This window comes from Neobacillus sp. S1115 (assembly GCF_055385565.1).
Window position 1 is genome coordinate 2,057,123 of sequence record NZ_AP038275.1, and the last position, 13,940, is coordinate 2,071,062.

Here is a 13,940-nt window from a genome sequence, read left to right on the forward strand (position 1 = left end):
AAATGCCAATTGGACTAAACCTTGACAATGATTGGCACCACATTTACAATTAACATGTATATTTTACATTTTTGGAAATATTACATTCGAAAAAGCCGTAGTGCTTGCTGTATGTTGAGTCTAAACAATGTACATGCCGACACTTAAAAAATGTAAGAAAAGTTCATAGCAAGAGGAGGTGTAACTATTGGATTTAATTACTATCATCTCCATTTTGCTTGGCCTTATCGTCGGTGCCGTTGTTGGCTATTTTATTCGTAAATCCATTGCTGAAGCAAAAATAGCAGGAGCTAGAAATGCTGCAGAGCAAATCTTAGAGGATGCAAAACGCGATGCTGAATCCTTAAAGAAGGAAGCCCTGTTAGAAGCAAAGGATGAAATTCACAAGCTTCGTACCGAAGCAGAACGTGAGGTTCGTGAACGAAGAAATGAACTGCAAAAACAAGAAAACCGTTTACTGCAAAGAGAAGAGAATTTAGACAGGAAGGATGAAACGTTAAACAAGCGTGAAATTCTTCTAGAAAAGAAGGATGATTCTCTAAATCAAAGACAACAGCATATTGAAGAGATGGAAAGCAAAGTGGACGAGTTGGTACGTACACAACAATTAGAACTCGAACGAATTTCGGGCTTAACTCGTGAGGAAGCGAAGTCGATCATTATAGATCGGACTGAGAATGAACTCGCTTATGAAACCGCGATGATGATTAAGGAAAGCGAAAATCGTGCAAAAGAGGAAGCTGACAAGAAAGCGAAAGAAATACTTTCCTTGGCTATCCAGCGTTGCGCAGCTGACCATGTAGCGGAAACAACTGTCTCAGTCGTAAACCTTCCAAACGACGAAATGAAGGGCCGTATCATTGGACGTGAAGGACGAAACATCCGTACCCTTGAAACGTTAACAGGTATTGATTTAATCATTGATGATACTCCTGAAGCTGTCATTCTATCAGGCTTTGATCCTATTCGTCGGGAAACCGCTCGCTTGGCGCTTGAAAAGCTTGTTCAAGACGGCCGCATCCATCCAGCCCGGATTGAGGAAATGGTGGAAAAATCACGCCGTGAAGTGGATGAATATATCCGTGAGGTTGGCGAACAGACCACCTTTGAAGTCGGTGTTCATGGACTCCATCCAGATCTGATCAAAATCCTTGGCCGCCTGAAGTTCCGTACAAGCTACGGTCAAAACGTGTTAAAACACTCAATGGAAGTAGCACAGCTTTCGGGATTATTAGCCGCAGAGCTTGGACAGGATGAAACACTGGCAAGACGGGCCGGACTTCTCCACGATATCGGGAAAGCAATTGACCATGAAGTGGAAGGAAGCCATGTCGAAATTGGTGTTGAGCTTGCGACCAAATACAAGGAACATCCAGTAGTCATCAACAGTATTGCTTCACACCACGGTGATACCGCACCAACATCGATTATTGCGGTCCTTGTTGCAGCAGCTGATGCCTTGTCAGCAGCAAGACCAGGTGCACGAAGTGAAACTCTCGAAAACTACATCCGCCGCCTTGAAAAGCTTGAGGAGATTTCCGAATCCTATGAGGGTGTTGAGAAATCCTTCGCTATCCAAGCAGGCCGTGAGGTTCGGATTATGGTCAGACCGGAAGCAATTGATGATTTGGCTGCACACCGTCTGGCACGGGATATCCGGAAGCGAATTGAGGAAGAGCTTGACTATCCAGGTCATATTAAAGTAACAGTTATCCGTGAAACTCGGGCTGTTGAATACGCGAAATAAAGCGATGCTTTTGCATCGCTTTATTTTTTTGCATAAAAAAATATGCTAAACTTCTAATTAACACATTTTATTTACGAAAGGGCAAAAACATGAACATACTTTTTATCGGCGATGTCGTCGGTTCTCCAGGCAGGGATATGGTAAAAGAATATCTGCCAAGATTAAAAGAAAAATATCGTCCGCAAATAACGATTATTAATGGTGAAAATGCCGCAGGCGGTAAAGGAATTACGGAAAAAATTTACCGGCAATTTTTAGAGCAGGGTGCACAGGCTGTAACATTAGGCAATCATGCCTGGGATAATCGCGAAATATTTGAATTTATCGATCAAGCCAAATATTTAGTCCGCCCGGCCAATTTTCCAAAGGACACGCCTGGTAAAGGAATTATTTTTCTAAAAATAAACAGCTTTGAAGTAGCAGTCATCAATTTACAGGGAAGGACATTTATGAATCCAATTGATTGCCCGTTTCAAAAGGCCGATGAGCTCGTTGCATTGGCGCGGACACGAACACCATTCATTTTCGTTGACTTCCACGCTGAAGTGACGAGCGAAAAGCAGGCCATGGGCTGGTATTTGGACGGAAGGGTATCGGCTGTTGTAGGGACCCACACACATGTCCAAACAGCCGATAACCGAATTCTTCCAGGGGGAACAGCCTATTTAACTGATGTGGGCATGACGGGCCCGTATGACGGTATTCTTGGCGTGGAAAGGGAAGCGGTCTTGAAACGATTTCTTACAAGTCTGCCGGTACGATTTGAAGTCCCAACAGGAGGAAGAAATCAATTAAGCGCAGTGCATATGGTTCTGGATCAAAAAACAGGCCTTGCCAAAAAAATTGAACCGATCTTAATCAATGATGACCATCCTTGGTATTCATAGGAGCAAACACTCTCGTTTGCTCTTTTTATATGCCTTATTTTTGTCCAAGCTGGAATATGTTATTTGATTCGTGAATATAGTAGCAGTGGAATGTTTTATACCTGATTGATTCATGAAACTGCTCATGCGGGATCGGGATTATTACAAGGGGGAGCTAGGAATGGAAATATTAAAAGTTTCAGCAAAATCTAATCCTAATTCTGTAGCTGGTGCACTTGCCGGAGTTCTGCGTGAAAGAGGTGCAGCAGAAATACAGGCAATAGGTGCGGGTGCATTAAATCAAGCCGTTAAGGCAGTAGCCATTGCAAGAGGATTTGTAGCGCCTAGCGGAGTTGACTTGATTTGTGTCCCTGCGTTTACCGATATTTTAATCGATGGGGAAGAACGCACAGCTATAAAGTTAATTGTAGAACCGCGGTAGAAAAAAGCCGTGGGTATAAAAAATTCAAAGTTTTATGTGCCTGGTTGTTTTATACAAGCAGGTATTTTTGTGTTCTCGTTGTGAATGAATTGTTTGCTTACCATAATTAAAGAATACTATTCTGATATATGATAGAATATTTTGAAAAACGGAATACTGGGTCATAACCGTAAAGGCAGAAGAATTGGCAAAACTGTTTAAAAATACTGTAATTGCCCATTTATTCTTGATATTTTTAGAAGGTAAATCAAGTAATTTAAAATAATAAAAAAATATTCATATTTTAGACATTATTTCGAGCCAAAGGGTTGCATTTTTTACTTTATAGGTCTAGAATTGTAAGCGTTTAGTACATCTCCGTGACTCTAGTTTTTGGGCTTTAAAGCATTAAAAATCACAATTTCTAGTGGTTTACTCGGAAATGTGCTATAATCTACATGTTTATTTAATTATCTTTTACATATCCAAAGGGGTGTAAGTCATGATTAAGCAACTTTCATGGAAAGTTGGCGGGCAACAAGGTGAAGGTATTGAGAGTACCGGTGAAATCTTTGCAATCGCACTGAATCGCTTAGGTTATTACCTGTATGGTTATCGTCACTTTTCATCACGTATTAAGGGCGGCCATACGAATAATAAAATCAGAGTAAGCACGACAGAAGTTCGTTCTATTTCTGATGATCTTGATATCCTAGTCGCTTTTGACCAAGAAACAATTGATGTAAACTACAAAGAACTTCACAGCAAAGGACTAATCCTTGCTGATGCTAAATTTGGTCCAACTAAGCCTGAAGATACAGAAGCTTCTTTATTTGTAGTTCCATTTACGGAAATTGCAACAGAGCTTGGTACTTCATTAATGAAGAACATGGTTGCAATCGGCGCTACCGCGGCTGTTTTAGATTTGGATATTCAAGTATTTGAGGTAGTTGTACGTGAAATCTTTGGCAAAAAGGGCGACCAGGTAGTTGCAAAGAATATGGATGCCATTAAAGCTGGCTTTGACAATATGAAAGATAAGCTTGGAGAAGGCGTCGAGCCAATGCATCTTGAAAAAGCTGACGGCAAACAGCGCATGTTTATGATTGGTAACGATGCGATTGCCCTTGGTGCTATTGCAGGCGGATGTCGTTTTATGGCTGCTTACCCTATTACACCTGCTTCCGAGATTATGGAATACTTAATTAAGAAGCTTCCTGCACTTGGCGGAACAGTTATTCAAACTGAAGATGAAATTGCTGCAGCTACAATGGCTATTGGTGCTAACTATGCTGGAGTTCGTACAATTACTGCCTCTGCAGGCCCTGGCCTTTCATTGAAAATGGAAGCAATCGGCCTTTCCGGTATGACTGAAGTTCCGTTAGTAATCGTTGATACACAGCGCGGTGGTCCTTCTACAGGATTACCAACAAAACAAGAGCAATCTGATCTTATGGCCATGATTTACGGAACACATGGTGAGATTCCAAAAATCGTCATGGCTCCAAGTACAGTAGAAGAAGCTTTCTATGATGCAGCAGAAGCTTTCAATCTTGCTGAAGAATATCAAGTTCCGGTAATTTTATTAACTGACTTGCAATTATCCTTGGGTAAACAAACCGTTGAACCATTAAGCGTTGATAAAGTTGAAATTCGTCGTGGTAAGCTGTTAAATGGCGATCTTCCAGAGATTGACGGAAAAGGCTACTTCAAACGTTATGAGGTAACTGAAGATGGTGTTTCACCTCGTGTTATCCCTGGTATGAAAAACGGTATTCACCACGTAACAGGTGTTGAGCATGCTGAAACTGGTAAACCATCCGAATCAGCTGCAAACCGTCTAGCGCAGATGGATAAGCGTATGCGTAAATTAGATAATATTCGCTTTAATACACCTGTGTATAAAAATGAGAAGCATGAAGAAGCTGACGTTTTATTCGTTGGTTTTAACTCGACTCGCGGTGTTATTGAAGAAGCAATGGGACGTCTTGAAAATGACGGCTTAAAAGTGAACCATGCTCATATTCGCTTAATCCATCCGTTCCCGACTAATGAGGTTCTTCCGCTTATTCAATCAGCGAAGAAGGTTGTCGTGTTAGAAAATAATGCGACTGGTCAATTGGCTAATATTATCAAAATGAACGTTGGACATGCAGACAAGATTGTAAAGCATGTGAAATATGATGGTAATCCATTCTTACCTCACGAAGTTTATACAAAAGCAAAGGAGTTGTTCTAAATGGCCACTTTTAAAGACTTTAGAAATGATGTAAAACCGAACTGGTGCCCTGGCTGTGGCGACTTCTCTGTACAAGCGGCAATTCAACGTGCTGCTGCAAACGTTGGTTTAGAACCTGAAAATTTAGCAGTTATTTCCGGTATCGGCTGTTCTGGTCGTATTTCCGGTTATATCAATTCATACGGATTCCACGGAATCCATGGCCGTTCACTGCCAATTGCACAAGGCGTTAAGATGGCTAACCGCGATTTAACAGTTATCGCTTCCGGCGGTGACGGTGACGGCTTTGCGATTGGTATGGGTCATACGATTCATGCAATCCGTCGTAACATTGACGTTACTTATATCGTTATGGACAACCAAATTTACGGTTTAACAAAAGGTCAAACTTCTCCGCGCTCAGCTGCTGGCTTTAAAACAAAGTCAACACCAGCAGGTTCCATCGAACAAGCGATTTCCCCAATGGAAATGGCACTGACTGTGGGCGCAACTTTTGTTGCTCAAAGCTTCTCAACAGATTTGAAAGATTTAACTGCGTTAATCGAAGCGGGTATTAATCACAAGGGCTTCTCTTTAATCAACGTATTCAGCCCATGTGTAACTTATAATAAAGTAAACACTTATGACTGGTTCAAAGAAAATCTTACTAAGCTTAGCGATATCGAGGGTTATGATCCACATAACCGCGAAGCAGCGATGCAAACATTAATGAAGCATAAAGGTTTAGTAACTGGTCTTATTTATCAAAATACGGAGCAAAAATCTTACCAAGAATTAGTTCATGGGTACAAAGAAACTCCATTAACTCAAGCAGACCTTGAGCTTGATCAAAATTATTTTGATAAATTAGTTGCTGAATTCATGTAATGGTGAAGAAAATCCCGAGGCACTCCCTCGGGATTTTTTTTATAGAGTGTGATTGTCGAAAGCAGCCTAGATTTTCTATTGTTTTCAGGTTCGTAAACCTTTATACTATTATAATGTGCAGATTAACCGTTAATTCTATGCACAGTAAAAAATTAGCATTATTTATAATAATAGAAGTAATTTTTTAAAGAAAGGGGATTAACCCACATGAACGAAAAGCAACGATTAGAAGGTCAGCAAGTAAACGCTGCTAATTCTTCGGACAAAAAATCCGCCAAGGATTACAGCAAATACTTCGAACAAGTAATTACTGGGCCTTCCTTAAAAGATGCAAAAAAGCGTGGTAAAGAAGAAGTAAAGTACCAAAATGATTTTGCTATTCCAGAAGAATTTCGCGGAATGGGTAAAGGCCGTAAGTTTTATATTCGCACTTACGGTTGCCAGATGAACGAACACGATACAGAAGTAATGTCAGGTATCTTTTTAGCTTTAGGTTATGAGCCGACTGACCGTACTGAGGATGCCAATGTTATTCTATTGAATACTTGTGCGATTCGCGAAAATGCGGAGAATAAAGTATTCGGCGAGCTTGGCCACCTGAAAGCATTAAAAATGGAAAAGCCGGACCTGCTTCTTGGTGTCTGCGGCTGTATGTCACAGGAAGAGTCAGTCGTTAATAAAATTTTAAAAACATATCAGCAAGTAGATATGATTTTTGGTACTCATAATATTCACAGACTGCCTAATATCCTTCATGAAGCGTATATGTCTAAGGAAATGGTAGTAGAAGTATGGTCCAAGGAAGGCGACGTAATTGAAAACCTTCCAAAGGAACGCCGCGGCAATATCAAGGCATGGGTAAATATTATGTACGGCTGTGATAAATTCTGTACGTATTGTATCGTTCCATTTACACGCGGTAAAGAACGCAGCCGCCGTCCTGAAGAAATCATCCAGGAAGTGCGCCAGTTAGCAGCACAGGGCTATAAGGAAATCACTTTACTTGGTCAAAACGTGAATGCTTACGGAAAAGACTTTGAGGATTTGAAATATGGACTTGGAGATCTGATGGATGAAATCCGTAAAATTGATATTCCAAGAGTTCGTTTCACAACAAGCCACCCACGCGACTTTGATGACCATTTAATTGAAGTCCTAGCAAAGGGCGGCAATTTAATGAATCATATTCACTTGCCAGTACAATCAGGCTCAACGGATGTACTGAAAATTATGGCTCGTAAGTACACAAGAGAACAATATTTAGAGCTAGTTAGAAAAATCAAAACCGCCATTCCGGATGTGGCATTGTCAACGGATATTATTGTCGGCTATCCAAACGAGACCGACGAACAATTTGAAGAAACAATGTCACTTTACCGTGAAGTAGGTTTTGAAATTGCCTATACATTTATTTACTCTCCTCGTGAAGGCACTCCAGCGGCCAAGATGGAGGATAACGTCCCAATGGAAGTAAAAAAAGAACGTTTACAGCGTTTAAACAACCTTGTAAACGAGCTTTCTGCTGAGGCTATGAAAAAATATCAGGGCCAAATTGTCGAGGTACTAGTGGATGGGGAAAGTAAAAACAATCCGGATGTCCTTGCCGGCTATACAAGCAAGAACAAATTAGTCAATTTTGTTGGTCCTAAGTCAGCGATTGGCAAAATTGTAAAAGTAAGAATTAATGAAGCAAAAACATGGTCATTAAACGGAGAAATGGTGGAAGAACTAGAACCAGCAGAGGTGAACTAAAGTGACGAAGTATACAAAAGACGATATCGTCGCTCGTGCAAAAGAATTGGCTCGCATGATTGCAGATACTCAGGAAGTGGATTTCTTTAAACGGGCAGAAGCGCAAATTCATGATAATCAAAAGGTAAAAACATTAATTGCTGATATTAAGGGATTGCAAAAGCAAGCTGTAAACCTGCAGCATTATGGCAAACCGGAAGCATTGAAAAAGGTTGAAGAAAAAATCGCTTCAATCGAACAAGAGCTGGATGACATTCCAGTTGTTCAAGATTTCAAGGAATCGCAAATCGAAGTAAATGAATTGCTTCAGTTAATTGCGACAACCATTTCAAATACTGTCACAGATGAAATCATTATTTCAACAGGCGGCGATGTGCTGCTTGGGGAAACCGGCGCTAGCATGAAAAATGGCGGCGGAGCCTGTGAAGGACACGATGATTGCGATCACGAGCATTAAAAATGTAAGCCAGACTTTCTGAAGTCTGGCTTATTTTTTTCCTAATATGGATTCCTCCCGCAAAAGACTACCCCCTTAAGGCACACACCTAGACATCCCGCATAAGATGAATCATGACTAAACTTTTATCCAGTATTCGCAGATTTAGATATCACACTAGTATAGACATTCGCATAGGATGAAATGAAACTGAATGAGGAGGGTTCGCGCAAAATGGGAGAATATAGAGAGATATTTGCGAAGGCCGTAGTAGCGAAGGGACGGAAGTTTACAAAGTCCAATCATACGATTAGCCCGGCACACAATCCATCCAGCGTTCTCGGCTGTTGGGTTATCAACCATAAATATAACGCGAAAAAAGTTGGTAAAACGGTTGAGATACACGGACATTATGACATCAATACTTGGTACTCCTTTAACGATAACACAAGAACAGAAGTTGTTACGGAACGGGTCCAATACACAGATGTCATTAAGTTAAAATACCGTGACCATGACTGCATGGACGACAGCGAAATTGTAGCAAAAGTACTGCAGCAGCCAAACACCTGTGAAGCCGTCATTTCCCCAAATGGCAACAAAATCATCGTTCATGTCGAAAGGGAGTTCTTGGTTGAAGTCATTGGCGAAACCAAGGTTTGTGTCCGCGTAAATCCTGAAGGATGCAGAGACAATGATGATGAATGGGGCATGGATGTTGACGACGAGGAATTCGAAGAATTAAGTCCGGATTTCTTAGTAGGTGGCGAAGAAGAATAACTTTAACTAGGAGGTTTTTGCTTCCTAGTTTTTCTTTTTTTCGAGAAATGTTTGAATGCATGATTACCAGTTAAAATCAGCATGCTAATTTCTAGGAGGTGGTAATCACTTGGAACCGAAAAAACCGGGAAATGGCAATATGACTGATTTTGATAAGTTAAATGACCGAATCATTGCAGAAAGTCCAACCGGACCCATGTTAGTAATTAAAACAAATTTGGACCCAAAGAACGTTACCGAAAATAATCCTTATTATCATAATGAAAAGGCTAAGGATCCGAAGGAATTTAAAGACTACTTTGAAGAATGAAAAGAGCCAGGTTACTTATTTTCCTGGCTCTTTTCCCATTCTGGCTTTAGTATCGATAATACATATGTATCATGAATATGATTGTTTTGATGCATATAGCCCCGTAGAATGCCCTCTTTCGTAAAGCCCATTTTTTGAAGCAGGTTGACCGAGGCTGCGTTTTCCGGATAGACAATGGCTCCGATCCGATACAGATTCATTTGCGTAAAACTAAACTGTAATACTTCTCTAATGGCTTCAGTCGCATACCCTTTTCTCCAATAGGCAGGATGCAGTTCATAGCCAATTTCGGCTCGTTTGTTTTTCAGTTGCAGGTTATTAAGACCGATGGTTCCAATAATCTTTTGATTCTCCTTCAGCTTAATTCCCCAGCGGATTCCCCGTTTATCTTGATAATTCTTTTGAAACAAATCAATTAATTTCATGGCCTCGGCTGGCAGGGTAAACCGTTCGGTTCCATAGAACCTCGTTACTTCATCTTGCGAAAATATTTCAAACAAACTGTCGACATGGCGATGGGTGAGTTTGATTAATTGTAATCTTTTGGTTTCAAGGATTGGAAAGTTCACAGATTCACCTCGGATAAAACTTGTTCATCTATCAGTTTATATCGAGGATCGAAAAAAAGAAAGAAATACAATAACGTTTAGAAAATTTTAAAAAATATGATAATTTTTTCCTGTGATTCTGATAAGATAAAGAAGAAAACATGGAGTATTCTTTGAAAGGAGGATAACGTTTTAGTGAACTTCCCTTTCTATATTTTTGGCATTCACCCCCATCTATTATTAGAATCATTAGCCTATTTTATCGGCTTCCGCGTTTATTTATATACACGAAATAAAGATAGAATCCCAATGGATAAAGCCCTTTGGGTCATTGTTGGGGCAATCTTAGGCGCTGCTTTCGGCTCCAAATTTCTCTATTGGCTTGAAGACCCAAAGGAAACGCTGGAAAATTGGCATAATCTTATTTATTTAATGGAAGGAAAAACAATCGTCGGCGGCTTGTTAGGCGGCCTAATCGGTGTCGAAACAGCCAAAAAATGCATTGCCTGGACGCGCTCGACCGGCGATGATTTTGTTTTGCCACTTGCCGTTGGAATGATGATTGGCCGAATTGGCTGTTTTTTAACAGGCCTGGATGACCACACATATGGGACCGCCACGACCTGGATCACCGGGGTGGACTTTGGGGACGGAGTCAAGCGTCACCCCACACAGCTTTATGAAATAGCTTTTTTGGGTGCTCTTGCCGTCGCGCTTTTTCAGCTAAAGAGAAATAGGATCGGCTGGGATGGCCTGCTATTTCAACTGTACATGCTTGGTTATTTAACGTTTCGGTTCATGATTGATTTTATCAAACCAACCCCGCACCCATATTGGCTTTTAAACAACATTCAAGTGGCAAGCTTGCTGGGGATTCTGTATTACATATGGCTCATTAGTAAAAAACAAACAGAGAAGAGGAGAGAAATCCATGCCTAACCGGCCGTATTTATTTTATGAATTAACAAACAGCATTTGCTCGACCTGTCTTCGTAAAGTGGAAGCCAAGGTCATCATTGAAAATGAAAAGGTTTATTTGGTTAAGCATTGTATGCAGCACGGCAGGGAAAAGGTTTTGATTTCAATAGACGTCGATTATTATAAGTGGTGTCGTGAATTTATTAAGCCCTCGGAAATGCCATATCGCTGGAATACGCCAATTAAATATGGCTGCCCGTATGATTGTGGCCTATGTCCGGACCATGAACAGCATAGCTGTTTGACATTATTGGAGATTACCGAGCGATGCAACCTGAAATGCCCGATTTGCTATGCGGATTCCTCGCCGCATAAAGGGACCTTCCGCAGCATAGAAAAAATAGAATTTATGCTAGATAACATTATTAAAAATGAGCGTGAGCCTGATATCGTCCAAATTAGCGGCGGCGAACCAACGATTCATCCGCAGTTCTTTGACATCCTGGACATGGCAAAATCACGGCCGATCCGGCATATAATGGTGAATACAAATGGGCTCCGAATCGCAAATGACAAGGAATTCGTCAAGCGCTTAGCCTCGTATTCTCCTGGCTTTGAAATCTATCTTCAATTTGACAGCTTTGAAAAAGAAGCATTGGAGGAATTAAGGGGAGTAGATTTACGAGAGATTCGTCAAAAGGCGATTGACCATTTAAATGAATTTAATATATCAACTACACTTGTTGTCACCTTGAAAAAGGGATTAAACGACCATGAAGTAGGCAAAATCATTCAATACGGTCTGCAGCAGAAGTGTGTCCGCGGGGTGACCTTTCAGCCTATTCAAGCAGCAGGTAGATTGGAGGAATATGACCCTTCTGTTAACCGCTTAACGCTGAGTGAAGTGCGGCAAATGATTATTGACCAATCGAATGTGTTTGGATCAAAGGATATAATCCCCGTACCATGCCATCCTGATTGCCTGGCAATGGGCTATGCCTTAAAGCTTAATGGGGATGTGACGCCGCTAACAGGATTAATCGATCCTAATATTTTGCTGGAAGGCGAGCGCAACACCATCGTTTTTGAACAGGACGATAATATTAAAAATATGATTTTTAAATTGTTCTCCTTGAACCATTCTCCAGATTCCTCGGCCTTGTCCTTGAAGGACTTATTATGCTGCCTGCCAAAGGTGGCAATGCCGGGAGAAATCGGCTATGACAACGTCTTCCGGGTGATTATTATGCAGTTCTTAGATGCACATAACTTTGATGTCCGCTCCGTAAAAAAATCCTGTGTCCATATCGCCCATCCAGATGGCCGGATTATTCCGTTTGATACGTACAATTTATTTTATCGGGATGAAAAGGAACAAGAATTGAAGAAAATCCAACAGGAACTGGAAGAACGAACATTCATAAAATAGTAGTTTTGAGCATTTAAGGGGGGAATAGGCATAAATCAAAATCAAGGGAACAATTCAAAGGATGGGAGTTTAAAAGACCTATGGATTGGGATTGGCATCACCATCGGGATTTATCTTCTAGGGTTATTGGTTTTGTTAGTTTTCTCCCCGATGTTTTTTGCTTATCTATGTATAGCCGCCATTGCCTTGATTGTGATTCCAATCATTTGTTTTACAAAGGGAAGGAAGCGGATGGGCCAGGGGGCATTGATTGGTCTCGGGATTAATATTCTATTATTTACAGCTTGTTTTGGGATCCTGATTTCTGGGCTGGGTGGTTTATAGAATGTTAAAAGCAGGTGCTTTTTATAGGTACCTGCTTTTAACATTCATTTATATTGGTTTTGCAACATAGTTATAAATTAATGTGGAAAGCTGGGAGGGACTGCTAATGGATGATCGTTTATTTCGAAATGCGATGGGGAAGTTTGCAACAGGGGTAACAGTGGTGGCAACAGAGGTGGATGGCAAGGCTCACGGGATGACGGCAAATGCGTTTATGTCTGTATCGCTCAACCCAAAACTTGTTGTCGTATCAATTGCGGAAAAAGCATCTATGCTTGAAAAAATAAAAAAGTCCAATACATTCTCGGTCAATATCCTGTCGGCTGAACAGCAGGAGTTGTCGATGATTTTCGCGGGGCAGCTGAAGGAGCATCGGGAAGTGGCGTTTGACCGGCTTGGCGGGGTGCCTGTTATCGCCGGGGCACTGGCGCAGGTTGCATGTGAAGTAACAGCTGCACATGTGGAAGGGGACCATACACTATTTATAGGTAGGGTAATTGAAATTTCCATTGAAGAATCCAACGCCGAACCGCTTATTTATTTTAGCGGGAAATACAGGTCTCTAGCAGAATAGGATATAAAAAGATGGATTAAGCCAGCCTAAATCAAAACTGTTTGATTGGGTGGCTTTTTTTGTTTTGGATAATTTACCCAATTTGATATCATGGTTTTAGCATAATAATTTATTATTGTGAGAGGAGGAGGAAGATGACATTAACCATTCTGATCTGGGCGGTGGCAAGTGCTTTTATTATCCACGACTTTGAAGAAATCATCGTCATGGAAGGCTGGTTGAAACGGAATGAGAAGGATATCCTAAAGGTCCTTCCGCAAAGGTTCCACAACTACTTCATCCGGGTGTTCCCAAGGCATACAGCCGGTTTTGCTTTGGCTGTATTGGTTGAGTATATGGGTATTTTGATAGTGGTTATTGTTGCGATGAGCGGGGAAGCAAAGGATTGGACTTTGATAGGAATTCTTTCGGTCGTTTCCATTTTGTTTATCCATTCCTTCACCCACATTGGCCAGGCTATCATTCTTAAAAGATATACTCCTGGTGTAGTCACTGCCGTTATTATATTGATCCCGTTTTGTCTATATTTCTACCAATTTGCCTTAGAGATTGAGGCCATTGATTGGCCAATGATTTGGATCAGCATCCCAGTTGGCGTCATCTTAGTGGTTTTCTTTAATCAAGTAGGGCTAATAATGGGGAAGAGACTGGAAAGATATTTTTAAATATTGGATAAACCCAAACAAAAAAAAGTGCCTCAAATCCCCGCTTGAGGCACCTCCCATATAT

Annotated in this window: 15 protein-coding genes; 14 read left to right on the forward strand and 1 reads right to left on the reverse strand. The window is 41.0% G+C overall.

From position 1 onward, the window contains the following. The first annotated feature begins 187 nt into the window (after nt 1–187). The 9 genes from rny (at nt 188) to ACZ5B7_RS10145 (ending at nt 9,418) form a co-directional block, all read left to right on the forward strand. Entirely contained in the window at nt 188–1,747 is a 1,560-nt protein-coding gene (rny, locus tag ACZ5B7_RS10105) for a ribonuclease Y (RefSeq protein ID WP_423801720.1), read from the forward strand. A gap of 89 nt (nt 1,748–1,836) precedes the next feature. Beyond that, on the forward strand, nt 1,837–2,634 hold the full coding sequence (locus ACZ5B7_RS10110) for a TIGR00282 family metallophosphoesterase (protein ID WP_423801721.1): 798 nt from the start codon (nt 1,837–1,839) through the stop codon (nt 2,632–2,634). A 160-nt stretch (nt 2,635–2,794) separates the two neighbouring features. Continuing rightward, nucleotides 2,795–3,055, forward strand: coding sequence for a stage V sporulation protein SpoVS (spoVS, locus tag ACZ5B7_RS10115; RefSeq protein WP_038541258.1), 261 nt, complete (start codon nt 2,795–2,797; stop codon nt 3,053–3,055). A 481-nt stretch (nt 3,056–3,536) separates the two neighbouring features. Beyond that, nucleotides 3,537–5,273 carry a 2-oxoacid:acceptor oxidoreductase subunit alpha gene (locus tag ACZ5B7_RS10120; protein ID WP_464493611.1) on the forward strand — a complete coding sequence of 579 codons (1,737 nt, stop codon included), beginning with the start codon at nt 3,537–3,539 and terminating at the stop codon, nt 5,271–5,273. Beyond that, nucleotides 5,274–6,140 carry a 2-oxoacid:ferredoxin oxidoreductase subunit beta gene (locus tag ACZ5B7_RS10125; RefSeq protein ID WP_213140732.1) on the forward strand — a complete coding sequence of 289 codons (867 nt, stop codon included), beginning with the start codon at nt 5,274–5,276 and terminating at the stop codon, nt 6,138–6,140. Nucleotides 6,141–6,347: 207 nt separating this feature from the next. Then, the gene (gene miaB, locus ACZ5B7_RS10130) at nt 6,348–7,892 is read left to right on the forward strand and encodes a tRNA (N6-isopentenyl adenosine(37)-C2)-methylthiotransferase MiaB (protein ID WP_464493612.1); all 1,545 of its coding nucleotides are present in this window, start codon (nt 6,348–6,350) and stop codon (nt 7,890–7,892) included. 1 nt (nt 7,893) lies between these two features. Further along, nucleotides 7,894–8,349, forward strand: a complete 456-nt coding sequence (locus tag ACZ5B7_RS10135; protein ID WP_213140730.1) for a YlbF/YmcA family competence regulator — start codon at nt 7,894–7,896, stop codon at nt 8,347–8,349. A 213-nt stretch (nt 8,350–8,562) separates the two neighbouring features. Next, nucleotides 8,563–9,108, forward strand: a complete 546-nt coding sequence (locus ACZ5B7_RS10140; RefSeq protein WP_423801724.1) for an outer spore coat protein CotE — start codon at nt 8,563–8,565, stop codon at nt 9,106–9,108. A 109-nt stretch (nt 9,109–9,217) separates the two neighbouring features. After that, nucleotides 9,218–9,418 (forward strand): hypothetical protein, encoded by a 201-nt coding sequence (locus ACZ5B7_RS10145; protein ID WP_464493613.1) that lies wholly within the window; start codon nt 9,218–9,220, stop codon nt 9,416–9,418. 11 nt (nt 9,419–9,429) lie between these two features. Here the strand turns inward: ACZ5B7_RS10145 and ACZ5B7_RS10150 are convergent, their stop codons facing one another. Then, nucleotides 9,430–9,987: a GNAT family N-acetyltransferase gene (locus tag ACZ5B7_RS10150; protein ID WP_464493614.1), complete on the reverse strand. Its 558-nt coding sequence runs from the start codon at nt 9,985–9,987 to the stop codon at nt 9,430–9,432. Between the two features lie 174 nt (nt 9,988–10,161). On the opposite strand from ACZ5B7_RS10150, the gene ACZ5B7_RS10155 reads away from it, so the two are divergent. The 5 genes from ACZ5B7_RS10155 (at nt 10,162) to ACZ5B7_RS10175 (ending at nt 13,876) form a co-directional block, all read left to right on the forward strand. Continuing rightward, on the forward strand, nt 10,162–10,905 hold the full coding sequence (locus tag ACZ5B7_RS10155) for a prolipoprotein diacylglyceryl transferase (RefSeq protein ID WP_464493615.1): 744 nt from the start codon (nt 10,162–10,164) through the stop codon (nt 10,903–10,905). Next, the gene (locus tag ACZ5B7_RS10160; protein WP_464493616.1) at nt 10,898–12,313 is read left to right on the forward strand and encodes a radical SAM protein; all 1,416 of its coding nucleotides are present in this window, start codon (nt 10,898–10,900) and stop codon (nt 12,311–12,313) included. Before ACZ5B7_RS10155 ends, ACZ5B7_RS10160 begins: the two co-directional genes overlap by 8 nt. Before the next feature lie 132 nt (nt 12,314–12,445). Beyond that, the gene (locus ACZ5B7_RS10165; RefSeq protein WP_464493617.1) at nt 12,446–12,637 is read left to right on the forward strand and encodes a hypothetical protein; all 192 of its coding nucleotides are present in this window, start codon (nt 12,446–12,448) and stop codon (nt 12,635–12,637) included. Between the two features lie 106 nt (nt 12,638–12,743). After that, a complete protein-coding gene (locus ACZ5B7_RS10170) occupies nt 12,744–13,211 on the forward strand; it encodes a flavin reductase family protein (protein WP_213140724.1) in 468 nt (155 codons plus the stop codon). Nucleotides 13,212–13,345: 134 nt separating this feature from the next. After that, nucleotides 13,346–13,876, forward strand: coding sequence for an HXXEE domain-containing protein (locus ACZ5B7_RS10175; RefSeq protein WP_464493618.1), 531 nt, complete (start codon nt 13,346–13,348; stop codon nt 13,874–13,876). The last annotated feature ends 64 nt before the right edge of the window (nt 13,877–13,940 follow it).

Bases quoted from the DNA above. Each gene is read 5' to 3' on its own strand.
- ACZ5B7_RS10110 (WP_423801721.1), top strand. From the start codon at position 1,837: ATGAACATACTTTTTATCGGCGATGTCGTCGGTTCTCCAGGCAGGGAT.
- spoVS (WP_038541258.1), top strand. From the start codon at position 2,795: ATGGAAATATTAAAAGTTTCAGCAAAATCTAATCCTAATTCTGTAGCT.
- ACZ5B7_RS10120 (WP_464493611.1), top strand. From the start codon at position 3,537: ATGATTAAGCAACTTTCATGGAAAGTTGGCGGGCAACAAGGTGAAGGT.
- ACZ5B7_RS10125 (WP_213140732.1), top strand. From the start codon at position 5,274: ATGGCCACTTTTAAAGACTTTAGAAATGATGTAAAACCGAACTGGTGC.
- miaB (WP_464493612.1), top strand. From the start codon at position 6,348: ATGAACGAAAAGCAACGATTAGAAGGTCAGCAAGTAAACGCTGCTAAT.
- ACZ5B7_RS10140 (WP_423801724.1), top strand. From the start codon at position 8,563: ATGGGAGAATATAGAGAGATATTTGCGAAGGCCGTAGTAGCGAAGGGA.
- ACZ5B7_RS10160 (WP_464493616.1), top strand. From the start codon at position 10,898: ATGCCTAACCGGCCGTATTTATTTTATGAATTAACAAACAGCATTTGC.
- ACZ5B7_RS10170 (WP_213140724.1), top strand. From the start codon at position 12,744: ATGGATGATCGTTTATTTCGAAATGCGATGGGGAAGTTTGCAACAGGG.
- ACZ5B7_RS10175 (WP_464493618.1), top strand. From the start codon at position 13,346: ATGACATTAACCATTCTGATCTGGGCGGTGGCAAGTGCTTTTATTATC.